This window comes from Neorhizobium sp. T6_25 (genome assembly GCF_002968555.1).
GTDB lineage: Bacteria > Pseudomonadota > Alphaproteobacteria > Rhizobiales > Rhizobiaceae > Neorhizobium.
Genome location: NZ_PVBL01000007.1, coordinates 52821 through 75595, shown reverse-complemented (window position 1 = coordinate 75595; position 22775 = coordinate 52821). Strand labels below are relative to the sequence as shown.

At 61.9% G+C, this 22775-nt stretch carries 22 protein-coding genes and 1 tRNA gene; 7 read left to right on the top strand and 16 right to left on the bottom strand.

From position 1 onward, the window contains the following. Positions 1-141 precede the first annotated feature (141 nt). Positions 142-402, top strand: a complete 261-nt coding sequence (locus C5L10_RS11550) for a DUF982 domain-containing protein (RefSeq protein WP_172716999.1) — start codon at positions 142-144, stop codon at positions 400-402. Between the two features lie 309 nt (positions 403-711). On the opposite strand, the gene C5L10_RS11545 is transcribed toward C5L10_RS11550, so the two are convergent. Next, positions 712-996, bottom strand: coding sequence for a hypothetical protein (locus C5L10_RS11545; protein WP_105429799.1), 285 nt, complete (start codon positions 994-996; stop codon positions 712-714). Positions 997-1422: 426 nt separating this feature from the next. Here C5L10_RS11545 and C5L10_RS11540 point away from each other — a divergent pair, with 426 nt between their 5' ends. Continuing rightward, complete coding sequence (locus C5L10_RS11540) at positions 1423-2064, top strand: exopolysaccharide biosynthesis protein (RefSeq protein ID WP_245447980.1); 642 nt, start codon at positions 1423-1425, stop codon at positions 2062-2064. Positions 2065-2074: 10 nt separating this feature from the next. Here the strand turns inward: C5L10_RS11540 and C5L10_RS11535 are convergent, their stop codons facing one another. After that, entirely contained in the window at positions 2075-2329 is a 255-nt protein-coding gene (locus C5L10_RS11535) for a hypothetical protein (RefSeq protein ID WP_245447988.1), read from the bottom strand. A gap of 192 nt (positions 2330-2521) precedes the next feature. On the opposite strand from C5L10_RS11535, the gene C5L10_RS11530 reads away from it, so the two are divergent. The 3 genes from C5L10_RS11530 to C5L10_RS34285 all read left to right on the top strand — a co-directional run bounded on the left by C5L10_RS11530 (position 2522) and on the right by C5L10_RS34285 (position 4448). Next, positions 2522-2596, top strand: a tRNA-Asn gene (locus tag C5L10_RS11530). Between the two features lie 195 nt (positions 2597-2791). After that, on the top strand, positions 2792-3940 hold the full coding sequence (locus tag C5L10_RS11525; RefSeq protein WP_105429797.1) for a hypothetical protein: 1149 nt from the start codon (positions 2792-2794) through the stop codon (positions 3938-3940). 280 nt (positions 3941-4220) lie between these two features. Beyond that, on the top strand, positions 4221-4448 hold the full coding sequence (locus C5L10_RS34285; protein WP_105401167.1) for a hypothetical protein: 228 nt from the start codon (positions 4221-4223) through the stop codon (positions 4446-4448). Positions 4449-4918: 470 nt separating this feature from the next. Here the strand turns inward: C5L10_RS34285 and C5L10_RS11505 are convergent, their stop codons facing one another. Genes C5L10_RS11505 through C5L10_RS11495 form a run of 3 tightly spaced genes read right to left on the bottom strand, consistent with a single transcriptional unit; the run spans position 4919 to position 8782 of the window. Further along, entirely contained in the window at positions 4919-6022 is a 1104-nt protein-coding gene (locus tag C5L10_RS11505) for an amidohydrolase family protein (RefSeq protein WP_105429795.1), read from the bottom strand. A 5-nt stretch (positions 6023-6027) separates the two neighbouring features. Then, entirely contained in the window at positions 6028-7101 is a 1074-nt protein-coding gene (locus tag C5L10_RS11500; protein ID WP_105429941.1) for an amidohydrolase family protein, read from the bottom strand. Between the two features lie 34 nt (positions 7102-7135). Then, entirely contained in the window at positions 7136-8782 is a 1647-nt protein-coding gene (locus C5L10_RS11495) for a GMC family oxidoreductase (protein WP_105429794.1), read from the bottom strand. Positions 8783-9108: 326 nt separating this feature from the next. On the opposite strand from C5L10_RS11495, the gene C5L10_RS11490 reads away from it, so the two are divergent. Next, positions 9109-10698 carry an ABC transporter substrate-binding protein gene (locus C5L10_RS11490; protein WP_105429793.1) on the top strand — a complete coding sequence of 530 codons (1590 nt, stop codon included), beginning with the start codon at positions 9109-9111 and terminating at the stop codon, positions 10696-10698. 115 nt (positions 10699-10813) lie between these two features. Here the strand turns inward: C5L10_RS11490 and C5L10_RS11485 are convergent, their stop codons facing one another. Next, entirely contained in the window at positions 10814-11380 is a 567-nt protein-coding gene (locus C5L10_RS11485) for a TetR/AcrR family transcriptional regulator (RefSeq protein WP_172716998.1), read from the bottom strand. Between the two features lie 162 nt (positions 11381-11542). Between C5L10_RS11485 and C5L10_RS11480 the strand changes: the two genes are divergently transcribed. Then, the gene (locus C5L10_RS11480; protein WP_105429791.1) at positions 11543-12061 is read left to right on the top strand and encodes a hypothetical protein; all 519 of its coding nucleotides are present in this window, start codon (positions 11543-11545) and stop codon (positions 12059-12061) included. 74 nt (positions 12062-12135) lie between these two features. Here C5L10_RS11480 and C5L10_RS11475 read toward each other — a convergent pair whose 3' ends face one another. From C5L10_RS11475 to C5L10_RS11430, 10 genes are all read right to left on the bottom strand, one after another. Continuing rightward, positions 12136-13047, bottom strand: coding sequence for an ABC transporter permease (locus tag C5L10_RS11475; RefSeq protein WP_105429790.1), 912 nt, complete (start codon positions 13045-13047; stop codon positions 12136-12138). Further along, positions 13044-14003 carry an ABC transporter permease gene (locus tag C5L10_RS11470; protein WP_105429789.1) on the bottom strand — a complete coding sequence of 320 codons (960 nt, stop codon included), beginning with the start codon at positions 14001-14003 and terminating at the stop codon, positions 13044-13046. Before C5L10_RS11470 ends, C5L10_RS11475 begins: the two co-directional genes overlap by 4 nt. Positions 14004-14178: 175 nt before the next feature. Then, positions 14179-15744 carry an ABC transporter substrate-binding protein gene (locus tag C5L10_RS11465; protein ID WP_105429788.1) on the bottom strand — a complete coding sequence of 522 codons (1566 nt, stop codon included), beginning with the start codon at positions 15742-15744 and terminating at the stop codon, positions 14179-14181. Between the two features lie 51 nt (positions 15745-15795). After that, a complete protein-coding gene (locus C5L10_RS11460; RefSeq protein WP_245447979.1) occupies positions 15796-16866 on the bottom strand; it encodes an ABC transporter ATP-binding protein in 1071 nt (356 codons plus the stop codon). After that, positions 16863-17894, bottom strand: a complete 1032-nt coding sequence (locus tag C5L10_RS11455) for an ABC transporter ATP-binding protein (RefSeq protein WP_105429787.1) — start codon at positions 17892-17894, stop codon at positions 16863-16865. Before C5L10_RS11455 ends, C5L10_RS11460 begins: the two co-directional genes overlap by 4 nt. A 210-nt stretch (positions 17895-18104) precedes the next feature. Further along, complete coding sequence (locus C5L10_RS11450) at positions 18105-18929, bottom strand: inositol monophosphatase (RefSeq protein WP_105429786.1); 825 nt, start codon at positions 18927-18929, stop codon at positions 18105-18107. Beyond that, positions 18926-19753: a glycerophosphodiester phosphodiesterase family protein gene (locus C5L10_RS11445; RefSeq protein WP_105429940.1), complete on the bottom strand. Its 828-nt coding sequence runs from the start codon at positions 19751-19753 to the stop codon at positions 18926-18928. Before C5L10_RS11445 ends, C5L10_RS11450 begins: the two co-directional genes overlap by 4 nt. A 38-nt stretch (positions 19754-19791) precedes the next feature. After that, positions 19792-20898, bottom strand: a complete 1107-nt coding sequence (locus tag C5L10_RS11440; RefSeq protein ID WP_105429785.1) for an ABC transporter ATP-binding protein — start codon at positions 20896-20898, stop codon at positions 19792-19794. A gap of 2 nt (positions 20899-20900) precedes the next feature. Then, positions 20901-21818, bottom strand: a complete 918-nt coding sequence (locus C5L10_RS11435; RefSeq protein ID WP_105401153.1) for an ABC transporter permease subunit — start codon at positions 21816-21818, stop codon at positions 20901-20903. A 3-nt stretch (positions 21819-21821) separates the two neighbouring features. Continuing rightward, positions 21822-22712 (bottom strand): carbohydrate ABC transporter permease, encoded by an 891-nt coding sequence (locus C5L10_RS11430; RefSeq protein WP_105429784.1) that lies wholly within the window; start codon positions 22710-22712, stop codon positions 21822-21824. Positions 22713-22775: the final 63 nt, after the last annotated feature.

Here is a 22775-nt window from a genome sequence, read left to right as displayed (position 1 = left end):
CCAATAATTGCATTCCAGCCCTGCGCCTGGGTTCGCAGCGCCTCGGGATGAGCCGCCAAACTGGTTCATAAAAAGTTCACCAAACCCCCGGAACCAAATCCTCTCGGATGAGTTTCCTACGCCGCAATGCAAGGTGTAGACATGACGAGTAACGTAACTGAAGCAGATGACGCCGTGTGGAGTTCCCCGGTCAGAGTACGCATTGGATACGGTTTCCCAGAAACGATCCGCGGGCCGAAAGAAGCCCTGGAGTACCTCAATTGGCGCTGGCCGGTGCGCGAAGGTACCTATTACCTCAAAGCCCTGAAGGAATGCGCCGCCTGCCTGCAGCGCAAGCTCCCCCTGGAAAAGGTGCGGGAAACCTTCATTCTCGCCAGTATCGAAGCGAAGATGCTGAACTGACCTCGATCCTGTTCGAGGTCGAGCGGGTTCCGCCATAAGGCGAAGCCTTGAAGCGCCCTCCGGAAAGGATCTGTTAAGCTTTCTTACCAGGACGTTCGTTAAAGGATTTCCCTTAAAACGGCAGGCGACGGCGATGTTGTCGTCTTATCCTTGTGAGAAGGATCGCCATGACGGCGATGATCCAGTATGAAACTCAGTGTTTCTGACGCCTTGGCGGCGTGCGCGACCGTTGGTTCGCTTTCCAGCATTCTATATGTGGGGCATCTTTTCGTGACCCTGTTCTAACGCCTGCCGATCACATGGCGGCGCTTACGCTGGCCAGTAGAAGTCGGAACGATAATCAGCGGGGATGTCGGCCAATCTGGCAATGGCTTCGGCCACGAAACCGATCTGCATGGCCAGATAACGGATTTCGCGCGGCACCGGTATGCCGGTCATGGTTTCGCGATTGCGCCAGGTCTCGTACCCCGTCGACCTGATCCTGCGCTCCGCCTCGCGAAGCACGTCGTCGCGGCTCGGCACCTCGCCCTCGGCCAGATCGGCAGGCTTCGCCACGCAGGCCGCAAGCCCGCCTTCGATCACTCTCAGACCCATGTTCACCCTCGTCTTCAATCCCGGCAGCAATCCTAGTGATTCGGGGAGAGATGCGCCAGAGTCCCTGCGGCAACACTCAAGTAGCGATGGCCCAGCGGCTGTGCTAAAATGATGTCGTTGCCGGGTGGGGGAGCACCAGGCGGCGAACATGCGGTAGGAGGAGACCGTAATGCAGTATCTGGAATTCATCACCACGCTCAATCCGGTTGTCCTGGCGATCCTTGCGATCGTGCTGGCCTGCGGGGCGTACGATTATTGGGCACAGTCTCGATAACGGCCCAATAGCGCCTGCCGGACTGGTAGCTTTGGGTTTTCCGTGAGACCCCGGACGTTCACGTTTCCGGCAGGTGATGGCTCGCGCCTTTGCGAGGACACGGTTTGTTGATATCCATGCCGCTCATTTGAAGCAGAATGGAGAAACGAAGAGTGAGCGCAAGCATCGAGTTCGACGATACCTCAACCTCGCTGAGCGGCACGCTGCGGCAGCTTATCGACGGCATCACGGGTCAGTCGGTGACGTTGCGCCAACTGATGGACGCGGTCGGCGAACAGGGCCTGCTGCTCATCTGCGCCGTCGCCTCCCTGCCCTTCCTCCTCCCCGTGTCGATCCCCGGCGTCAGCACCGTGTTCGGGGCGGCGATCATCCTGATCAGCCTGGCGATCACCGCCAACCGGCTGCCGTGGCTGCCGAAGAAAATCCTCGACCGCGAGCTCGATACGAAGAAACTGCTGCCGGCGCTGGAAAAAGGCGTCAGCATCGTCTCGCGCCTCGACCGGTTCCTGAAGCCGCGCATCTCAGGTTTGACGACCGGGCGGCTCGTCAACCGGGTGAACGGCCTGGCGATCGCGGCCGGCGGCGTGCTCCTGATGTTTCCGCTGGGTCTGGTGCCGTTCTCTAATACGCTGCCGGCGATCGCGATCCTGCTTCTGTCGACCGGCATGATCCAGCGCGACGGGCTGATCGTGCTCGGCGGTTACCTCTTCAACGTCGTGACGGTGATCTATTTCGCCGTGCTTGCCTACCTGGCGTTCAGCGCCGGCCAGGGTATCGCGTCGATGTTCGCCTGATCGGGCAGCCTTATCGCTGCTCGGCCTTGCGGCCCCGCCGCCTTGCCCACCAGAGCGCGATACGGCGGCGCTGGCGCCGCACCAAGGGCAGATCGTGCGAAAGCACCAGGAAGCCCAGCGGCAGCATCCAGAAGCCAAGGATCGGCAGGAAGCCGAGCATGCCGCAGAAAATCAGGACGAGACCGACGAAGACCCGGCCGATCCGCGAGCGCGGCATGGGAATCTGTACGCTTCCGAGCGCCAGCTTGCCGCTTTGCGGGTCCATTCCAAATCGCGTCGGCTTCCGTTCGTCTGCCACTCTCAATTATCCTCACCGGTTAAAGGCCTAACTTTGCCCGGGAAATGGGGCTTTACCGGGGATAAAACAACCAAGTTCGTTTTTTTTGCAAAAACCGCTTGGCAAAACGACAAAGCATTTGTATTACCCGCCGCACACGCCGCGACCCTTCGCGGATGATCCCTGGTAGCTCAGCGGTAGAGCATTCGACTGTTAATCGACAGGTCGCCGGTTCGAATCCGGCCCGGGGAGCCATTTTCAGAATTAAGTGCCTGTTATCGTTATATTTTTCGATAATGGGCACTTTCTTCCCCACTTCCCCTCCCCACTTTTGAAGTCCGCAAACCTGGTTCGACTCCTGTGGATAAGTCTGCCAGATCAAGCCCTGCTGGAATTTCGTGCGCCCCACCGATATGATTCCCTGGCGGACCTATGATTGCGGGGAGCTAAATGAAGGCGACCAAACTCTTCAACCTGCTCACCGAGATTGATAGAAGGCTCAATCGACTCGAGAAGAGCGCACTCTCCTACCGAGAGCCACTAGTTCGCACCAACATCAAAGCCCAGCCATTCTTCGCCCTGCGGGATGAGGTTCGAAGACAACTCGCGAAGGTCGATGCACTTCGCGAGGCAGACGTGGCTGGTCTTGAACGGCTCATCCGAGATCTCCAAGACTTCACAATCGCCAGTCCACCTTTGACCATGTCTCCTCAGCGATTCGATGTGAGTGGCTTCTCTAACCTCGTGAATGGGCTGAGAATTGGGTTGAGCCAACTTTCCCCTGTTGAGATGCTCGAGGCTATTCCAGGGCAAAAAACGGCGTCATTCGCATTCGGCTTCAGAAATGACATGCTGACCGTAATAGACCAGCCGCTGCTTCTACATCCCGGGGAGGAGGATTTAGCGCGTGCCGCCCTAGAGAATGCTATTGAACAAAGCGCCTACCTCAACGAAGATGTTGGCAACTCAAATGCATCGCCACGGCTCAAGGATGGCTTTATCCGACTTCAGTCAGCCTTAGAGTCACGCGCGAACATTGTCCAGATCGGCTCTCGCGCCCAGATTTGTAATAGGCTGGTCAACGCCGAGTTAGACGAACTCTCCGGCGGTCAAGCAGGCCTAATGCTCGGCCATATCGAGACCGTTTTCCGGGCACTGGCGCAGTTTCCACAGTGGCGGTCCTTTTGTGAGAATGCGCTGTCCGTAGATCTCGATTTTCCTTCGGTGGCCACTGTCGCTGAGAGCGCTAAGGCTCTCGCGAGAGAGGTGGCGAAATCCGGAGCTGTTGATCCTTCCGTCGCGGATGCCCTCGAAACCGTGAGCCAATGGGCAACCGATAAGCCAAATCCAGATAAACGGGATGTGCTTTCACTTGTCCGCACTCTTGAAAACGTTTGGTCGGCGATCTCAAAACCACTCCTATCCCTCGGGAAGGAGATGGTATCACAAGCTCGAAAAACGGTTGCCGTCGCCGTCCTTGGCGCATTGATCTACACCGCTAGTCAGGCGATACCGATTATGGGAAAGGTGCCGGGCGCGGAGTGGGTTCAAACGGCCTACAGCTATTTCAAGAATATGCTGCCACCAGCAAATCCTTAGCCCCAGATGAGGCCCCTCCCCGCGATCGAACGGTTTACCGGTCGCCGCGCTACCGCAGGCGCTAGGCCGGATCACGCAGCCTTACGCCAGGACCATTGCCGTTCGAATCGATGAAGATAATTCCGGCAGCCTCTAGGGCGGACCGGCGCGACGCCCTCTCCCTTGCCCGGGAGAGGGCTTTTTAATGAGATAGGCGAACCGGCCCGAAGTGAGTTTTGACAAAGAGGAACGATCAAGTTTGGTTCTGGTTTAATCCACATTGACGCTAGCGGAGACTACCATGTGGGCAATCCTGATCGGTGCCGCCCTAATAATCGGCGGACTTCTTCTTCTCTTTTCGTCTGCACTTGGTCGAAGACCGAGTGATCCGCATCGAATGCCGCAAGGCGGCGGAACGCTTGAGCCACGGCGCCAGGGCCTCAGGTACCTGGGAATATCGAAAAACTGGCCAGGCCTAGCCATAATCGCGGCAGGCGCACTTCTGTTGGCTCTGGGTGGTTATTCGTGACGCTCGACACGCTTGAACGCGCCAAAACGCTGAAATAGTTTTCCAATAACGCCTCACCAGCGCCACCACCACAGAGGAGACATCGACAACGTTGTCGGCAACCTTGCCGACGGCATATCTGTGTTTTCGTTGGAAAAAGGTGTTGCATGGCAGAAGACCAAACTCCCGGCCTACTCGACGGGCTGATGTCGCCCCAGGAGAAGGCTCGCCGCATAGGCGTTGCGAAGAAGATCGGCAGACCCATGTCGACGATATCCCGAAGCTGCTGGAGCCGGAGACCAAGCCCGATTGGTGCCCGCGGCCCGGGGAGAGCCATTTTCAACAAAAGCGCGCTTTTTGGCGCGCTTTTGTCGTTTCAGGCGCATTGAACCAGACTTTAACCCTGCCGCCGCCGCGAGCCTTGTTGAGCCCAGGCGCGACCACGTGGCGAATTGCCGGGCGCCGTTCCGGGATCGGGTTCTCTGCCGAGCTTATTTCAGGCCGAACAATTCCACCGCGTTGTCGCGGAAGATCGCGGAGCGCTCGGCTGGCGTCAGCGGCACCTTGAAGGCGAAGCGCGGATCGTCGAAATCCCAGTGGGGATAGTCGGTCGAGAACATCAGCCGGTCAGTGCCGATCCAGCGCAGGATATCGAGGAGATGCCGGCTGTTCTCCGGCTCCTCGATCGGCTGGGTCGTATACCAGAAATTCTCGCGCACATATTCGGACGGCTTGCGCTTCACATGCGGAACCTCGTCGCGCATGCGCTTCCATTCCCGGTCGAGCCGCCAGACGAGCGACGGCAGCCAGGAGAACCCGCCTTCGACGAGCACGATCTTCAGCTTCGGGAATTGTTCGAACACGCCTTCGAGGATCATGCTGGAGAGCACGGTCTGGAGGCTGTTGGAGGCGGCGTAGTGCTCCTCCAGGTAAAACGAGCTCCAGCCGGACGGCGTATTCGGCTGGTAGCCGAAGGCGCTGGTGTGCAGCCCGATCGGCAGGCCGTAATGCTCGGCCGCCTCGTAGATAGGCCAGTAGCGGCGGCGGCCGCAGGGCTCCAGCGTGCGCGGCGGCATGGCGATCTGCACGAAGCGACGGTCGGTGACGCGCCGGTCGATCTCGGCAACCGATTCCCTCGCGTCCTCCTGGGGCACGCAGATGGAAGCCTTCAGGCGCGGTTCCGGCCCGGCGAACTTGTCGATCTGCCAGTCGTTGAGGGCGGCGCAGAGCGCGGCGCCGAGCTCCTGGTTGAAGGCGACGCTGCCGGCTGCGAGCGGCTGCAGGATGCCGTAGTCGATGTTGCACTCTTCGAGCAGCTGTTGCCGCAGGAATGCCAGATCGGAGGCCGGCGGGCCGCCGTTCGGAGGCCAGGAATCGCGGCGCATGCCGTTGCCCGGCGTCATGCGCGGATAGGGCAGCGTGCCGAGCAAGGGGTTTGCCGTGCGCACCGCGAAATCCCGCACATGCGTTTTCCAGCGTTCGGGCAGGTAGTCGAGCAACTGGTCCGGCCGGGAGAAAGCCGGATGCACGTCGCAATCCACCACGCCCTGCATCTGGGATTTTTCGGAGCTACGTTCGAGTACCGGGGTTTCCATGGGGATCAGCCTCCAAATCTCGGATAGGTGGCGAGAACGTTGTCGCGAAGGATCTTGTTCACCTTGGCTTCCGGCAGGCCCTCGGGCAGCACGTCCAGCCCCTCGAAATGCCAATGGGGATAGTCCGAGGAAAACAGCAGCATATCATCGCTGAGCAAATGGTCGAGCGTCCTGGCGACGTCCTCGACATCGTCGGGGCCATCGAAGGGCTGCGACGTCATGCGGATATGCCGGCGGATGATGTCGGCCGGCGCGTCCTTGACCCACGGAACCTCGATGCGGGTGCCGCGCCAGTCCTTGCTCATGCGCCACATCAGCGCCGGCATCCAGGTAACGCCGGACTCGATCATCACGGCCTTCAGCTTCGGATATTTGACGAAGACGCCCTCGGAAATCAGGCTCGCGACCTGGGTGGAGAAACCCTGCGGCTGAACTACATGGTCCTCGATCAGGAAGGAATGGAAGCCGCTATGGCTCGGCGCATGGCGGAAATTCGATCCCGCATGGATGCCGATCGGCAGGCCGTGTTTCTCCGCCGCCTCGTAGATCGGCCAATAAGTGCGGCGGCCGAGCGGCAGCTCGGTCATCGCAAGCGTCAGGACCTGCACGAAACGCTTGTCGTCGGCCCTGCGCTCGATCTCCTCGACCGCGGCCTCGACATTCTGGAACGGCACCAGCATCGATGCCCGGAGGCGGCTATCGCGGCTCAGCCACTTGTCGGCGAGCCAGTCGTTGGTGGCGCGGCATATGGCGGCTGCCAGATAGGGATCGAACAGGGCGTGGGCTCCGGAAACCACATTGAGGATGGCGCCTCCGAGAGCCAGCGGGTCGAGCAGGTTCTTCTGCATCTGCGCGAGCGGATCGCCGCTCCATGTCCAGTCCGGCCGCATATAAGGACGCGTGCGCTCCGGATATCCCATCAGTTCCAGCACGTCGACTTCGCGTGACGTCACCATCTCCTGCCAGTAGTCGTCGAGATAGGGGAGCAGGTCGGCGCGACGCGGTGTCGGCGGGTGGATGTCGCAATCGATCGCCCCGGCGGTGTCGAATCTGGCCATCTTCGTATGCGTCTCGCTCATCGTTGACATCTGTGCTGCTTTCGTATGTGCGGCCTCATGCCGCCTGCGTCCCCATCTTTTCCTCGAGCCCCAGCCTTTCCTCGCGGATGAAATCCGCCGCCTTTTCCGCGATCATCACGGTCGGGGCCTGGGTATTGCCGGAGACGATGGTCGGCATGATCGAGGCGTCGACCACGCGCAGCCCTGTGATACCGTGGACCCGCAGCCGATCGTCGACCACCGCCATGCGGTCGCGGCCCATCTTGCAGGTGCCGACCGGGTGGAAGGTGGTGTTGAGGGTCCGGCGCGCGTAGTCGAGCATCTCATCGTGCGACTGCACGGCTGCGGTCGGCGCGATTTCCTCCGGCTCGAAAGGGGCCATGGCGGGGCTAGCAGCGATCCTCCGGACAGCCTCGATCGACCGGATCAGGATTTCGCGATCGGCCTCCTCTTTCAGGAAATTGTGCAGGATGCGCGGCTGGGCCGAAGGGTCGCCCACCGCAACATGGCAATAGCCACGGCTTTCCGGCCGCAGGATGCAGGCAGACGAGGTGATGCCGGGGAACGGATGCATGGCGCCCCCGAAACTCGGCGAGGTAGCGCCGGAGACGTGGATCTGGATTTCCGGCGCCGGCGCATCCGGCGTGGTCTTGAGGAAGGCGCCCAATAGGGTCGGCGAACCGCCGAGCGGCCCGCGTTTGGTCGCAAGATACTGCATGCCGAGCAGCATCCGGCCGAACCGCGTGCCGGCGCGAGTATTCAGCGTGTGGGTATTGCGAAGACGGTGCTGTACCCTGACGTGCCAGTGGTCCTGCAGGTTCTCGCCGACGCCCGGCAGGGCGTGCAGAACCTCTATTCCGGCTGATGCAAGCACGTCCGGAGCACCAATGCCGGAGCGTTCGAGGATGGCCGGCGAGCTATAGGCACCGGCCGACAGGATGACTTCCCTCCCCGCCTTCGCCTCGTGATTCCGGCCATCTAGGCTGAACACGACGCCGCTCGCTTGGCTGCCCTCCAGGGTGATCCTGTCGACAAGAGCGCCGGTGACGACTGTCAGGTTGCGGCGGTTGCGGACAGGTTCCAGAAATGCGCGGGCGGTGGAATGGCGCACGCCGTTCTTGATGGTGGCGACGAAGAAGGCCACGCCTTCATTGTCGCCGGAATTGTAGTCGTCGGCAGCGGGAATACCCTGCTCGATCGCCGCCCGGCGATAGGCCTCCAGGGCCTCCCAGCGCACATTGGGATCGGAAACCGCCCATTCGCCCTCCGTGCCGTGAGCCTCCTCACCGGGGCGATGGAAGGTTTCGGAGCGCTTGAAATAGGGCAGCACGCTTTCCCACGACCAGCCGCGATTGCCGAGCTGCGCCCACTGGTCATAGTCGTAAGCATGGCCACGCACATAGATGAGGCCATTGATGGCGGAACTGCCCCCGAGCATTTTTCCGCGGGGCAAGGCAAGCTGGCGTCCGTTAAGATAGGGCTCTGGCTCGCCCTTGTAGAGCCAGTCGTATTGCGGCCTGCCGATGAGATAGGCAAGGCCGAGCGGCATATCGACATAGAAGCCGCGCCCCTCGCCGCCGCCCTCGATCATCAGCACCTCGACCGTCGGGTCCGCCGACAGCCGGTTGGCCAGAACGCAGCCTGCGGTGCCACCACCCACGATGACGTAGTCGTAGGTACGGGAATGCTCGAACGCACCCATGGTCTCTCCTCCACTGTCCGCAACAAGCAACCGCGCGCCTCGCGTTCACGGCGCCGAACGGGCACCGGAAGAGTGAAGGACACAACGGCCGCACAATCACAGCCTCCCGTATAATCATGGCATATACGCCGGTTGGAAGGAAGTCGTGTTGCGGCAAAACCGAATGCAAAAGTATACATCGGCATCCTCCTGCTGTAGGTTTCCCCTACGGCAGGTTGCCGCAATTCGGGAGGAGGAAGCCGAATCGCGGGCGTGATGTATGCATGACCAGCCTTGTCGGCATGAGTTTGTTTCATGAGTTTGTTTCATTGGGGAGGAGCCCAGAGATGAGCAAGACGAAGGACGGCGTGCCGTCGATCATCCATGACAGCAGGATCAACCGGAGAACGCTTCTGGCGTCAGTTGCTGCGCTCGGAGGCGCGATGCTGCTGCCCGGGCAGATATTCGCCCAGACGCCGCAGGCCAAACCGGGCGGCACCTTGCGCATCGCCATGCCGTTCAACCCGGCCGCACTCGACCCGATGACCGGGCGCAACGTGCCGGACTTCAACGCGCTTTATGCGCTGTTCGATGCGCTGATCGCCTTCGATCCGGCGACGCTCGAGCTCAAGCCGATGCTCGCCAAGGACTGGACCTTCACCGATCCGACGACGCTGGTGCTCAATCTCGTCGGTGGCGTGAAATTCCATGACGGCACGGCTTTCGACGCCGAGGCCGTGAAATTCAATCTCGATCGCTTCATCAACGATCCGCGCTCCAACGTGAAATCGGACCTGGTTTCGGTCGCGTCGGTGGCGGTCACCGGCCCGAGCCAGGTGACGCTCAAACTGAAGCAGCCGAACTATTCGCTGCCGACCATCCTGACCGGCCGCGTCGGCTGCATCGTCTCGCCCGCCTCCATCAAGGCGGCCGCCGATGGCAATGTCGATCGCAATCCCGTCGGCACCGGACCGTTCAAGTTCGCCGAGTGGCGCGACAACGACCTGATCCGTGTCGAGAAAAACCCCAACTACTGGCAGCCGGGCCTGCCCTATCTCGACGGCATCAACTTCCGCATCATCAACGAGTTGAACACCGCCGCCCGCACGGTGACGGCCGGTGAAACCGATCTTGCGCTCAACATGGCCGCGCAGCAGATCGCCACCGCCCGCCGGGTGCAGGACCTGACCGCCGAAGCCAATCCTTCGATGATCTTCTTCACCCTGATGATGAATTTCGCCAAGCCGCCGCTCAACGACCTCCGGGTTCGGCAGGCAATGAACTACGCCATCAATCGCGACGAACTGAACCAGGTCCTGATGCTCGGCCTCGGCGAGCCGACCTCGACCATGTTTCCCAAGGATTTTTGGGCGGTGGACGCCGACACGGCGCATTTCTACAAGCATGATCCGAACAAGGCGCGCAGCCTGCTGGCGGAGGCCGGGTATCCGAAGGGTCTGGAAGTCGAAACCTGGAGCTGGCCGGACCAGACGTCGATGCAGCGCATGGAACTGGTCGGCAACCAGCTCGAACAGGTCGGCATTCGCCTCAAGGTCACCCCCTCGCCCCCTCAGGTGGTCAACCAGCGCTTCTACATCGAGGGCCAGGGCGCGATGATCCTCAATCCGCAGGGCGGTTGGCTCGACCCGAGCCAGACCTACGAGCGGCTGTTCGGAGCGACCGGCCAGTTCAACGCAGGCAAGGTGGAGGATCCGCAGTTCCGCAAGCTGCTCACCGCGACGGGCACCTCGGCCGATGCCGGCGAACGCAAGAAGGCATTTGCTGCGCTCCAGCGTTTCGTCGTGGAGCAGGCCCTGCACCTGCCGCTGGTCACCTCGTCCGCCATGTCGATCCGCAACAAGAAGGTCAAGGACTTCCGATACGACCGGCTGCACTCGCCGCGCTTCCACCGCGTCTGGCTCGACCAGACCGCGTGATCCGCAGCCAAGATGCGATAGACGCGACGAAACAACCCGACCGCGAGGCCAGGCTGTTTCGCATCTAGATTGCTCCGTTGTCACTCACCTTTCCCAAGCTTTACAGATTTGTAAGCTACTTAAGCTGTGGGAGTTCGGCACAGGCGAGACGGCGATACATTGACGCCATTTGCTCTGGCGCTATTCGTGCTCCGGAATCTAGCCACCAGATAAGCAGGGCCATAAAGCTTCCGGTGTAGAACGCGACGATCATCGGCTGAGGAATAAAGCTCTCCTCTGCAGAGACATCCGAGGTATGAACCTGCTCTCGAAGGAGGTCTCCAAATATTTGATCTATTCGGGCCAGAGCAATTGTTCTTCCTCGTCCGCGCCGGAGGGCTTTGTAAGAGCCGTAGTGATTGCGGGCATGCTGGAAAATCGGTTCGACAAAGTCGAAGGGGATGTTTGAGCCACTTGGACGTTGCCTTTCGATTTCGTTGAGCAGGTGCTCGAACACGCTTCGTTTGAGATCATCTTTGCCGGTGAAATGCAGGTAAAAGGTCGAGCGCGCGACGTTCGCCTCTGTGCAGATGTCATTGACTGTCACATTTTCGTAGCCCCTGGAGTGAATGAGGCTTTTCAGCGCGTGTTGAAGGGTGGTGCGGGTACGGTTGATCCGCCGGTCCCGAATTGGAGCCTGCATGCGTCCTCCACTGGTCATTCGCAGCCAAGTGTCCAAAAAACTTCATTCTGCGCATTCTGTTCGTTGATCCCATCCTGGACAACGTGTCACCGAATATTACGCCCGCTCCCGATAGCCAGCAAGCAGGAGGGGTTATCGCTCACGCCCACTCAAAGGATTCAGATGCTCTTCAGTCCGCATGTTCGAAAGGCAGCCCTGGTTCTTCACGTCGCTACCTCGGTAGGTTCAATAGGCTCCGTCGCCACCTTTTTGGCTTTGGCGGGAACAGGGCTGGTGACGTCAGAAACGGAGTTGTTCTCAGGTGTTTATCCATCGATGGACTTGATCACCTTGGTCGTTATCGTCCCCCTTCTTGGCTCGGCGCTGCTGCTTGGCATCATTCAAGCACTCTTCACCCCGTGGCGACTACTCGATCATTGGTGGGTGCTCGCCAAGCTGGTAGTCTCCATAGCTATTCTAGCGGTTCTCCTTGCACAGCTGCCAGGGATTGGCAGACTGGCCGATGCCAGTGTTGCGAGACTCCCTTTCCCCCCAGAACTGGGGCGAATTCAGCTTTCGGTCGTAGTCCATTCTGCGGCAGGGTTGATCGTGCTTCTCATTCCTCTCCTGCTTTCCATTTACAAGCCGTGGGGACTGACGGCTTTTGGAAGGCGCAAAGCCGAACGAAGACATCGTCGATGACGTCGACAAGACAAGATCGCAAGGACCTGCCGGATATGACCCGGATTGAACAGGATCTGCTGTAAAATCGGGAATTATCGGCGCTTGATGGTCGGATCGAGGAGCACGCGGATCGACTCGCCGAGCGTGTTGAAGGCGAGCGCGGTGAACAGGATGGCGAAACCCGGCGCATACATCTGCTCGGGCGCCACCTCGACATAGTGGTAGGCGCGCGCCAGCATGCCGCCCCAGCTCGACTCCGGGGGCTGGACACCGAGCGACAGGAAGCTCAATCCGGCCTCCGCCAGAAGCGCCACGGCCAGCATCAGGGTCACCTCGACGATGACAGGCTGGATCGCATTGGGCAGGATATGGCGCAGGATCAGGTGCAGGCGCGATGCGCCGAAACCGGTCGCGGCCTCGACATAAAGCGCGTTCTTCACCACCAGCGTCTGCGCCCGCATCGTCCGGGCAAGCACCGGCGCGAAGGCGAAACCGACGGCGATCATGGCATTGGTGAGGCCGATGCCGAGCGCGCCTGTCACGGCGACGGCCAGCACGAGCGGCGGAAAGGCAAGGACGCCGTCGATGATGCGGCTGCCGACCTGATCGACCCAGCCGCCGACAAAACCGATGAACACGCCAAGCGGCACGCCGATCGCCACGCCGATGCCGACGGCGAGGCTCGCGGCGTAAAGCGCGTTGTAGGAACCGTATATCAGCCGGCTCAGCGTATCGCGGCCAAGGTCGTCAGTGCCGAGCCAGTGCGCGCCGCTCGGCGGCGCCAGAAGGTCCATCAGGTTCTGCTTGTTGGGCGCATAGGGCGCGATCACCGGCGCGAAGATCGCCGCCAGGACCAGAACGGAGAGATAGGCGAGGCTGATCAGCGCACGCTTGTCGCCCCACAGCCAGGCCCAGAAGCGGAAGCGGACCGGGGGCGGGAGTGTCGCCCTGGCCGCCGGCGCGGCAGCGGTTTGGGTCATCGCGGTCATGTTCGTATCGGTCATGTGGAGGCCGCCACTCTGGGATCGAAAGTCGCGTTGAGCACGTCGACCAGAAGATTGGTGAGGATCACCACCAGTACCAGCACGAGCGCTACACCCTGCACCACCGGGAAATCCTTGTTGAGCGCCGAATAGCTGATGAGGTTGCCGACGCCGGGGATGGCGAAGACCGCCTCGATGATGACGGCGCTGGAAAACAGCCGGTTCACCTGCAGGCCGGCAATGGTCAGCATCGTCGCCGCCACGTTGCGCAGCCCGTGCTTCCACAGAATGGCGCCGGAACCGAGCCCCTTGGCGCGCAGCGTGCGGATATATTGCGAGCCCAGCACTTCGAGCAGTGCGCTGCGCACCTGCCTCGCCAGAACCGCAACCACGCCGGTCGAGAGTGCTACCGCCGGAAGGGTTGCGTAATAGAGCGATTCCAGCGGTTTCTCGAAGACGGACACCGCGCCGGTCGCCGGGAACCAGCGGTAGCCGAGCGAGAAGAGCGTCACCAGAATGATGCCGAGCCAGAAATTGGGCACCGCGACGCCGAGCGAGGCGATGCTGGTGATGATCTTGTCGAGCGTGGTGCCCTGGCGCGTCGCGGCAAGAATACCGAGCGGAATGCCCAGAGCGGCGCCGAGAACCAGCGCATAGAGCACCAGCAGGACCGTGTGCGGCAGGCGCGAAAGGATCAGCCGCAGAACGGATTCGTTCGAGAACAGCGAATGGCCGAGATCGCCCTGCACGGCATTTCCCAGCCAGAAGAAATATTGCACCAGCATCGGGCGGTCGAAACCGTAGATCTGGCGGATTTCCGCAATCCGTTCCGCCGTCGCATAGTCGCCCGCGATCATCATGGCCGGATCGCCTGGCATCATGTAGACGAGGGAAAACACCACGAAGGTGGCCACAATCATCACGGGCACCAGCTGCATGAGCCTTTGCGCAACCATCCCGGGGACGCCGTACATCATCGATACTCCGTCAATCCGCAATTGACGCCGGCCAATTCAGGGGCCGGCGCGGGAACACCGGACGCGCAGAAACGCTGCCTTCCGATGCGGGGGGCGGCACGGGCGAAACCGCAGCGCTCCGGTTCCGGGCGATCCCCGGCGCGATGGTCGCATCGGGGATCGCATTGCTTGGGGCTCAGGCCTCCATCCACACCTTGTGGAAGCGCGGGCGCTGCAGCAGGCTGAAGTTGAAGCCGTGCACCTTCGGCGTACGAATGATGATGCCGGCAGACGAGAACTGCGGCAGGTGCAGCGCGTTTTCCAACACGAAACGCTGCATCTTGTGGAGCACGTCCTTGCGCTTGGCATTGTCGAACGTGTTCATCGACGCATCCATCAGCTCACGATAACCTGGCAGCTCGATCTTGGCCGCGTTGCGGTAGGCCGTCGCGGAGAATTGGCGATCGTAGGCGGTTGCCGGATCCGGAAGACCGCCGGTCGGGGTCATCAGCATCTGACCCTTCTTCTCGGTGAGGAAGTATTGCATCGTCTGCGCCGGCTGCGCCGGAGTGACCTTCAGCCGGATGCCCGCCTCGGCAAGCTGGGCGCCAAGGACTTCCTGACGCTGTACCGCCGCCTGGTCGGCCCAGGTGAAGGTGGCGATCTCGATGCCGTTTGCAAAACCTGCCGCCTTCAGCAGCGACTTGGCGCGGTCGAGGTCGAGCTTGTAATAGTTTTCGGTCGAGGGATCGTTGGCCCAGAAACCCGACGGGAACATGCTGCAATGTCCGCCGCCGAGACCACCCCACAGGACCTGATTGAGCACCGGCCGGTCGAGCGCCCAGTTCATGGCCTGCCGAACGCGAACGTCCTTCAGTGGCCCTTCACCGTAATTCAGGAAGGCCGTGTAGTAGATCATCGACGGCGTCGCTTCGGCGATCAGTTTCGGATCACGCTTGGCCACGGCCATCTGCTGCGCGCTCATGTTGAGAACGATATCGGATTCGCCTGCCGTCACCGTGCGCACAGCCGTATTGAACTCGTTGACGATGCGCATATCGACGCCATCGAGATAGGGCTTTTCACCCCAGTAATTGGCGTTTTTCACGACCTTGATCAGGGTGTTGTCCTGCCATTCGACGAACTTGAACGGCCCGGTACCGACAGGCGCGCGATCGACATTGCCGCCCGCGGCAGCCTTGACCGAAGCGGGCGACACGATGAGGCCGGCGCGATCGGTCAGGATCGCAGGCAGGGTGGCGTCCGGATATTTCAGCTTCAGCGAAACCTGATACGCGCCTGTCGCCTCGACCTTGTCGACGACAGCAAGATCCGACTTCACGTTCGAGCGATCGTAGGTGCTGCAGCGCTGCAGGTGGAAGACCACCGCCTCGGCATTGAACGGCATGCCGTCATGGAACTCGACGCCCTGGCGCAGTTCGAGAACCAGCGTCGTCGGGTCGGTGAACTTCCACGAGGTGGCCAGCATCGGCTGCAGTTCGAGCGTCTGCGGATCAAAGCCGATCAGCGCGTCGAACATCAGCAGAAGGGCGTTGAAATCGGGATTGTTGCGGCCCGTCAGCGGGTCGAGCGCGGCGGGGTTGAACGGCATCACGGCCCTCAGAGTGCCGCCGGATCTCGGTTGCGGAGCCTGAGCCCGCGCCGTTGCCGGCAGCAGGGCCAGGCCGCCGGCGGCGACCGTTCCAGCCAACAGCGAACGACGGCTAATATCCGGTATCTTTCCAAATAAATTTGTGGTCACGTCTTCTCCTCCATCATCCATGACCGGCCGTGTTCGGCCGCAATATCAGCGTCACATCATGTCAGCGCCCTGCGCGGCAGCGCCTTGGTGGGCAGCGTTCCTTTCCGCAAGACCAAGACTTCTCCTCTCCTTTTCGCCCAGCATCTCCTCGGCGAAATGGCACGCGACATGCCGCCCGGGCAGCATTTCGCGCTGCCGGGGTTCCTGCGTGCGACAGATGTCGCGCACCCGCGGACAGCGCGTGTGGAAACGGCAGCCACCCGGCGGGGCGATCGCGCTCGGTATCTCGCCCTGCAGGATGATCCTCTGCCGGGCATCGGCGGCCGTCGGGTCGATCTCCGGTTCGGCCGAGCGCAGCGCCTCCGTATAGGGATGCAGCGGCGTCTCGATCACGGCGTGGGCGGGGCCGACCTCGACGATCTTGCCGAAATACATGACGGCCACGCGGTCGCTGATATGGCTGACCACCCGCAGATCATGGCTGATGAAGACGTAGGTGAGGCCGAACTGCTCCTGCAGGCGGGCGAAAAGATTGAGCATGTCGGCCTGGATCGACACGTCGAGCGCCGCCACCACCTCGTCGCAGACGATCACGTTCGGATCCAGCATCAGCGCACGGGCGATATTGGCGCGCTGCTTCTGGCCGCCGGAAATCTCGTGCGGATAGCGGTTGGCCATTTCGGCCGACAGCGACACCCGGTCGAGCATCGCAAACGCCTTTTCGCGCCGCTCGGCCTTCGTCCCCTCGCCGGCTATGTTCAAGGGTTCGCAGATGCTCTGAAGGATGGTCATGCGCGGATCGAAGGCCGCATTCGGATCCTGCGAGACGATCTGATACTTGCGCCGGTGGCGGTTGAGTTCGCGGCGGGAAAACTTGAACGGATCGATGCCGTCATGCAGAACGCCGCCGCCGCTTGGGCTGAGCAGGCCGACGAGACAACGTCCGAGCGTCGATTTTCCGGAACCGGATTCGCCGATCACGCCGAAGATCTCGCCCCTGCGGACGCTGAAGCTGACCCCATCGACGGCGCGGATCAGCGAGCCGCGCCGCGGATTGCCGAAGGTGACATGCAGGTCATCGACATCAAGCGCCGACTGCCCGGAAGGAGCGCTCAAACTCATGCTCCGACCCCTCTCAATTCGAGCTCTTCCCAGCGATTGCAGCGCACTTCCCGACGATCGATATTCTCCATGCCCTCGTTCTCGATGTTCTGGGGCAGTTCGCAGGGCTGGGTGGAATAGGAGCAGCGCGGCCCGAAGCGACAGCCCTTCGGCATGTGACGCAGCGACGGAACGCGGCCGGCGATCGAGGGCAGCGTGCCGCGCGCGCGGTTGCTATCGGGTATCGAGTGCAGAAGGCCGGCCGTGTAAGGATGGCGGGGGCCAGCGATGACGTCCCTCACCGGACCACCCTCGACGACCTGCCCTGCATACATGGTGACCATCCGATGACAGCTCTGAGCGACCAGTCCGAGATTGTGGGTGATGAACATGATGGCCGTGCCGGTGCGGTCGGCCAGGCCTAGAAGCAGGTCCATGATCTGCGCCTGGATGGTCACGTCGAGAGCCGTGGTCGGCTCGTCGGCAATGAGCAGGCGCGGTTCGCAGACCAACGCCATGGCGATCATCACCCGCTGGCGCATGCCGCCCGAAAGGTTCATCGGATAGAGCGTGGCGACGTGGCGCGGCGATGCTATGCCGACCGAATCCAGCGCCGCAATGGAGCGCTCCGAAGCCTCCCGACGGCTGAGCTTGAAATGCCGTTGAAGGGTTTCCTCGATCTGGTAACCCACGGTGAACACGGGGTCGAGGGCGCTCATCGGCTCCTGGAAAATCATGCTGATGTGCCGGCCGCGAATGCGATTCATCTGCGTTTCGGAATAGGCGGCGAGGTTCTGGCCGCCGAACAGAATCTTGCCGCCAAGGCGAGAATCGCGCGGCGGCAGGAGCCGGAGAATGGAGAGCGCGGTCATCGACTTGCCGCAACCACTTTCGCCGACGACGCCGAGAATTTCCTTCGGCTTCACCGAAAGCGAAACATTGTTAAGAACTTCGACCCAACCCAATTGGTCACGCAGTGACAATGTCAGGTTCTGGATATCCAGAAGCGTGTCCTGGCCGGCCATCGTGGTCTCGGCAAGCTGCTGCATCCGGCCCTGATCCTCCTATCAGTCCGCTGCCCGCTCGATCAATATGTGACATGCGGGCGGCTGCTACGCATTCTCCTCACCGCGCCTAAGCCCCGTCAGGGATCCTGATACGCGATATAGACTCCTCCCGAGAGCCTGATCATGTATACATTGCACGTCACGATGATGAAAGCCAGAATGAAAATTGCCGTCTTCCGGAAGCCTGGGCTGTCAGCCCAGGCTTCCGCGGATGGCCTCCCAGCTCGCTGCATCGGGTGCAAGCAGCAACCGTCCTTTCGCCATCGCGGGGCGATAGGGTTCGCCGCTCAGAAGCCCGCTATAGCCGCCGGCTTCGCGGTGGATCAGTTCGCCGGCCGCATGGTCCCAGGGGCTCATGTCGGCATTCAGCGAGAAGCTCATCGCTCCGGTCGCCACCATCCGGTATTCGAAGGCGGAGCATCGCCAGGTGGTGGTGCGGCCGAAACGCAGAACCCGCGGAGCGAACGCCGCCTGCTCCTCGGCCGAGAACATGTGCAGCGGCACGAAGCCGCTCATCTCGCCGACCGGAACCGCGGCGGCAACGCCGAGGCGGGTGCGCGCGCCGTCACGAGCGACATGCCAGGCTCCCTCGCCCGGCCGGGCCACGAGGAAATCACCGGTCAACGGATAGTGGATCAGCCCCGCGACGGTCTTTCCACCGGAAACGATCGCCACGATCATGCCGAACAGCGGCACGCCATGGGCGAAATTCCAGGTGCCGTCGACGGGATCGATGATTGCCGCCAGTTCGGCATCCGCCAGCCGGTCGAGCAGCGTCGGATCGGCAGAGACCGCTTCCTCGCCGACGATCAGCGCATCGGGGAAATGACCGGCGAGTGCTGCGGAAAGCCGACGTTCCGCACCCAGGTCGGCATCGGTGACGATGTCGTCCGGGGCGGTCTTGGCGCGGATGCCATCCGCCGTCACGCCGAGGAAACGAGGCAGAACCTCCGCCTCCCCCGCCTGGCGCATATCCCCCATCAGGGACTGGAGCACGGCCTCGGAAATGATCGTCATGCTCGGCGAGCCTTTATGTAGGATTTCAATGCGGCGGGCTGATCGGTCTGAATGACGCTGATACCGGCATCGATCAACCGGCCCCAGATCCGGTCGGGATTGGCAAGAGCCGCACTGTCCGTCCATTCGCCGCTGCCGGGCTGGTCAAGCGTGTTGACCCAGAGTGCCATGCCGGCCTTGGCGAAAGCCTGACGGTGATGGGCGATCGTTTCGAGGCTATCGAAGCGGATTTCGCACATGAAGGGCGAGAGTTCGGAGAGCACGGCCAGCGCGTCGCCGGTGTTTTCGGCGGTGAAACGGGCCATGCCCATGAACGGCACACCGTCGATCCGTTGGGCACGCACCCATTCCACATCGGCCATGCTGTAGACCTTCGTCTTGAGGTCGACATCGGCGGCCGCGCCCATCTCGCGGGCGCAGGCGGCGACCTCGGAGAACAGCCCGCGATCCTTGAGATCAAGATCGGCGAAGATGCGGCCGCGGATGATCTCCAGTGCCTGTCTGAGGGTCGGGATGCACTGATCGGTCACCGTACGGCCCTCGCCGCCGTCGTCCTCGCGCAGCATGATCGCCTGCAGCTCCGCCATGGTGAAAGTCTCGGCATCGCGGTCGAGGCCGGCCATACGTTCCAGCGTATCGTCATGCATCAGGAAAAGCTCGCCGTCGGCACTCTTGCGCACGTCGAGTTCGACGATATCGCAGCCGAGCGCGATGGCGTTCTCGATGGCCGCCAGGCTGTTTTCCGGGGCACCGTGCCAAGCGCCGCGATGGGCAACGATGGCGCAGCTGCGCGCCGGATCGGCGATGAAGTCTTTGTAGTTCATGAGGGCTTCTTTCATATGGCGCCTTTGACGCCGGGCTTTCATTGGGCGCTTAAGGCACCGGGTATGGCCCGACCCGTGGCCGCATCGAAAAGATGCAGCCGCGAGGTCGGGAAGTTCAGGTCGAGTTCGAGCCGGTCGGCGATATCGGCGCCGAAGGGCGTCGCGATGCGGACGATCGAGCCGCCGAGATCGGCGGCCAGCACCGAATGGGAGCCGAGATCCTCGCGGAACCGGAGCGCCGCCTTGACCACATGGCCGGTCGCCTTGCCGTCGACGACGATATCCTCAGGCCGGATGCCGAGCTGATAGGCGCCGGTCAGCGGGGCGTTCGCCACCACCTGCCCGTCGCCAAGCCTCAGCGCCGATCCGTCTCCGGTCACGGGCAAAATGTTCATCGGCGGGGCACCAATGAATTTCGCGACGAAGACCGAGGCCGGATGGTGGTAGATGGCCTTCGGCGTATCGAACTGTTCGATCCGGCCCTTGTTGAGGATCAGGATACGGTCGGCGAGTGTCATCGCCTCCACCTGGTCGTGGGTGACGAAGACGGTGGTGGCGCCGATGCGGCGGTGCAGGTCGGCAAGCTCGACGCGCATGTCGTGGCGAAGCTGCGCATCGAGGTTGGACAGCGGCTCATCGAACAGCAGCACGCCGGGCTCGCGCACGATGGCGCGGCCGATCGCGACGCGCTGGCGCTGGCCGCCGGAAAGCTGTCCCGGCTTGCGATGCAGATAGTCCGCAAGGCCGAGCATCTTGGCGACCGCCGCGACCCGCTCGGTGCGTTCCGCCTTTGCCATACCGGCAACCTTGAGGCTGTAGGCCATGTTCTCGAACACGCTCATATGCGGATAGAGCGCATAGTTCTGGAACACCATGGCGCAGCCGCGATGTTTCGGTTCGAGGTCTTGAACCTCGCGGGCACCGATGAGGATCTTGCCGCCGCTCACCCGCTCGAGCCCGGCGATCATCTGCAACAGGGTGGACTTGCCGCAGCCCGAAGGACCGAGCACAACCGTGAACTCGCCGGCCTTCAGCTCGACATCCATCGGCGGGATGACCGTGGTCTGGGGATCGTAGGCCTTGGTCAGGCCCTTGACCGTGATGCTCGCCGCGGCGGCGCGGATGGCTGTGTCGATGGCATTCATCGCTATTTCTCCGAAAGCACGAGGCCCTGCACCAGATACCGCTGTAAGAGCGCGATCATCAGGAGGGGCACGAGGGAAACGATCACGGCGCCCGCCATGATCATCGGAAAGTCGGGCACGGTGCCGTCGGAATCCGGCAGCAGCCGCGCCAGGCCGACGACTGCGGTCTGCATGTCGGGCGTCGAGGAGGCCACAAGCGGCCAGAGATACTGCGTCCAGCCGCTCAGGAAGGTCAGCACGAACAGCGCCGCGAAGCTGGTGCGCGACAGGGGCAGCAGGATATCGAACATGAAGCGGACCGGCCCCGCCCCGTCCATGCGGGCAGCCTTGAACAGATCACCCGGCAGGGTGCGGAAGAACTGACGGAACAGGAAGGTGCCGGTGCCATGCGCGGCAAGCGGCGCGATGAGACCGAAATGGGTGTTCAGAACGCTCAACTCGAGCTGGACGGGCGCTCCGAAGAGTTCCGCGATCACACCATTCAGGCCCGTCACGTCGAGCAGTGCATTGATCGGTGAGAATATGTTCGACGCCACCTGATAGGTGGTGATGACGCGGATATCGACCGGCAGCATGATGGTGGCGAGGATCAATGCGAAGGCGACGCCCGCCCAGCGAATGCGGAAATAGACGATCGCATAGGCAGACAGGAAGGACAGGATGCAGGTCACGATCGCCAGGCTGAACGCCACGGCGAGGCTGTTGAACATCTGGATCGGGATGCGCGTCTCGGTGAAGATGCGCGCCGCATTGTTCAGGAACTGGTCGCCGGGATACCAGGCAAGCCCATTGCGCAGCAGGAATTCATAGGATTGCGAAGCCGTCGCCAGCGTCAGGTAGAGCGGGCCTAGAATGTAGAGCATGCCGACCAAAAGGACCAGGCTTGCGGCGACGTTGAGGGAGCGTGCGTTCTCGATCATCTGTCAGCGCTCGTAGTTGATGCGCCGGCCGAGAAAGACGAACTGGGCGGCGGTGAGAAGGATGACGAAGACCATCAGGATCGCGGTCTGGGTAGAGGCGCCGGAGAGGTCGTAACCGCTGAAACCGTCCTTGTAGATCTTGTAGACGAGCAGCGTGGTGGCGCCGCCCGGACCGCCATGGGTGATCGTGTCGATCAGCGCGAAGGCCGAGGTGACGCTTTCGGTGAATTCCAGCACCAGCGTCAGGAAGAGCTGCGGCATGATCAGCGGCAATTGCACGTCAAAAATCCTCCGCCAGGGCCCTGCCCCGTCCATCGCCGCCGCCTGGTGCATGGTGCGCGGGATCGATTGCAGCCCGGCCAGAAAGATGACGAAATTGAACGGGATACCGCTCCAGACATGCGCGGCGATCAGGGTGATAAAGGCATCCGTGCCGTCGATGCCAGGCGCCCAGATGCCCGGAAAGGCCTGGTTGAGCGGTGCCAGGATGCCAACGAACGGATTGAAGACGAAAGCGAACACGACGCCGATCGAAGCGCCCGCGACGCCCTTCGGCCAGACCAGCACATTGCGGGCCGGCAGCGACAGGCGAATCTTCCGGTCGGCGGCGACCGCGAGGATCAGCGGGATCAGCACGGCGAGCGACGACCCGGTCACCATGAACAGGATGGTGCGCCAGCCTGCCTGCCAGAACTCCCGGTCGGAAAGGACGCGGGCGAAATTGTCGAGGCCGACGAACATCGAACCGCCGCCGAACGGCTGCTCGAGAAAGAAGGACCAGTAGAAGGCCTGAAAGATCGGCACGTAGAAGAAAAGGATGATCAGCAGCATGAACGGCGCGACCAAGAGGATCGGCAGCCAGCGATTGCTGAAGAGTGTGGATTCGGAGGTCATGGGAAAAGCCCGCAGTGAGGGATCGGCACGGACGGGACTGGTGTCCCGCCCGCGCCGATCACG

Excerpts from the sequence above, each read along its gene's own strand:
- C5L10_RS11450 (WP_105429786.1), bottom strand. The coding sequence starts at position 18,929 with ATGACGATCATTTCCGAGGCCGTGCTCCAGTCCCTGATGGGGGATATG.
- C5L10_RS34285 (WP_105401167.1), top strand. The coding sequence starts at position 4,221 with ATGTGGGCAATCCTGATCGGTGCCGCCCTAATAATCGGCGGACTTCTT.
- C5L10_RS11485 (WP_172716998.1), bottom strand. The coding sequence starts at position 11,380 with ATGCAGGCTCCAATTCGGGACCGGCGGATCAACCGTACCCGCACCACC.
- C5L10_RS11505 (WP_105429795.1), bottom strand. The coding sequence starts at position 6,022 with ATGGAAACCCCGGTACTCGAACGTAGCTCCGAAAAATCCCAGATGCAG.
- C5L10_RS11475 (WP_105429790.1), bottom strand. The coding sequence starts at position 13,047 with ATGACCGATACGAACATGACCGCGATGACCCAAACCGCTGCCGCGCCG.
- C5L10_RS11440 (WP_105429785.1), bottom strand. The coding sequence starts at position 20,898 with ATGAATGCCATCGACACAGCCATCCGCGCCGCCGCGGCGAGCATCACG.
- C5L10_RS11525 (WP_105429797.1), top strand. The coding sequence starts at position 2,792 with ATGAAGGCGACCAAACTCTTCAACCTGCTCACCGAGATTGATAGAAGG.
- C5L10_RS11430 (WP_105429784.1), bottom strand. The coding sequence starts at position 22,712 with ATGACCTCCGAATCCACACTCTTCAGCAATCGCTGGCTGCCGATCCTC.
- C5L10_RS11470 (WP_105429789.1), bottom strand. The coding sequence starts at position 14,003 with ATGATGTACGGCGTCCCCGGGATGGTTGCGCAAAGGCTCATGCAGCTG.
- C5L10_RS11545 (WP_105429799.1), bottom strand. The coding sequence starts at position 996 with ATGGGTCTGAGAGTGATCGAAGGCGGGCTTGCGGCCTGCGTGGCGAAG.
- C5L10_RS11435 (WP_105401153.1), bottom strand. The coding sequence starts at position 21,818 with ATGATCGAGAACGCACGCTCCCTCAACGTCGCCGCAAGCCTGGTCCTT.
- C5L10_RS11480 (WP_105429791.1), top strand. The coding sequence starts at position 11,543 with ATGCTCTTCAGTCCGCATGTTCGAAAGGCAGCCCTGGTTCTTCACGTC.
- C5L10_RS11500 (WP_105429941.1), bottom strand. The coding sequence starts at position 7,101 with ATGAGCGAGACGCATACGAAGATGGCCAGATTCGACACCGCCGGGGCG.
- C5L10_RS11495 (WP_105429794.1), bottom strand. The coding sequence starts at position 8,782 with ATGGGTGCGTTCGAGCATTCCCGTACCTACGACTACGTCATCGTGGGT.
- C5L10_RS11490 (WP_105429793.1), top strand. The coding sequence starts at position 9,109 with ATGAGCAAGACGAAGGACGGCGTGCCGTCGATCATCCATGACAGCAGG.
- C5L10_RS11455 (WP_105429787.1), bottom strand. The coding sequence starts at position 17,894 with ATGCAGCAGCTTGCCGAGACCACGATGGCCGGCCAGGACACGCTTCTG.
- C5L10_RS11445 (WP_105429940.1), bottom strand. The coding sequence starts at position 19,753 with ATGAACTACAAAGACTTCATCGCCGATCCGGCGCGCAGCTGCGCCATC.
- C5L10_RS11550 (WP_172716999.1), top strand. The coding sequence starts at position 142 with ATGACGAGTAACGTAACTGAAGCAGATGACGCCGTGTGGAGTTCCCCG.
- C5L10_RS11535 (WP_245447988.1), bottom strand. The coding sequence starts at position 2,329 with ATGGACCCGCAAAGCGGCAAGCTGGCGCTCGGAAGCGTACAGATTCCC.
- C5L10_RS11460 (WP_245447979.1), bottom strand. The coding sequence starts at position 16,866 with ATGAGTTTGAGCGCTCCTTCCGGGCAGTCGGCGCTTGATGTCGATGAC.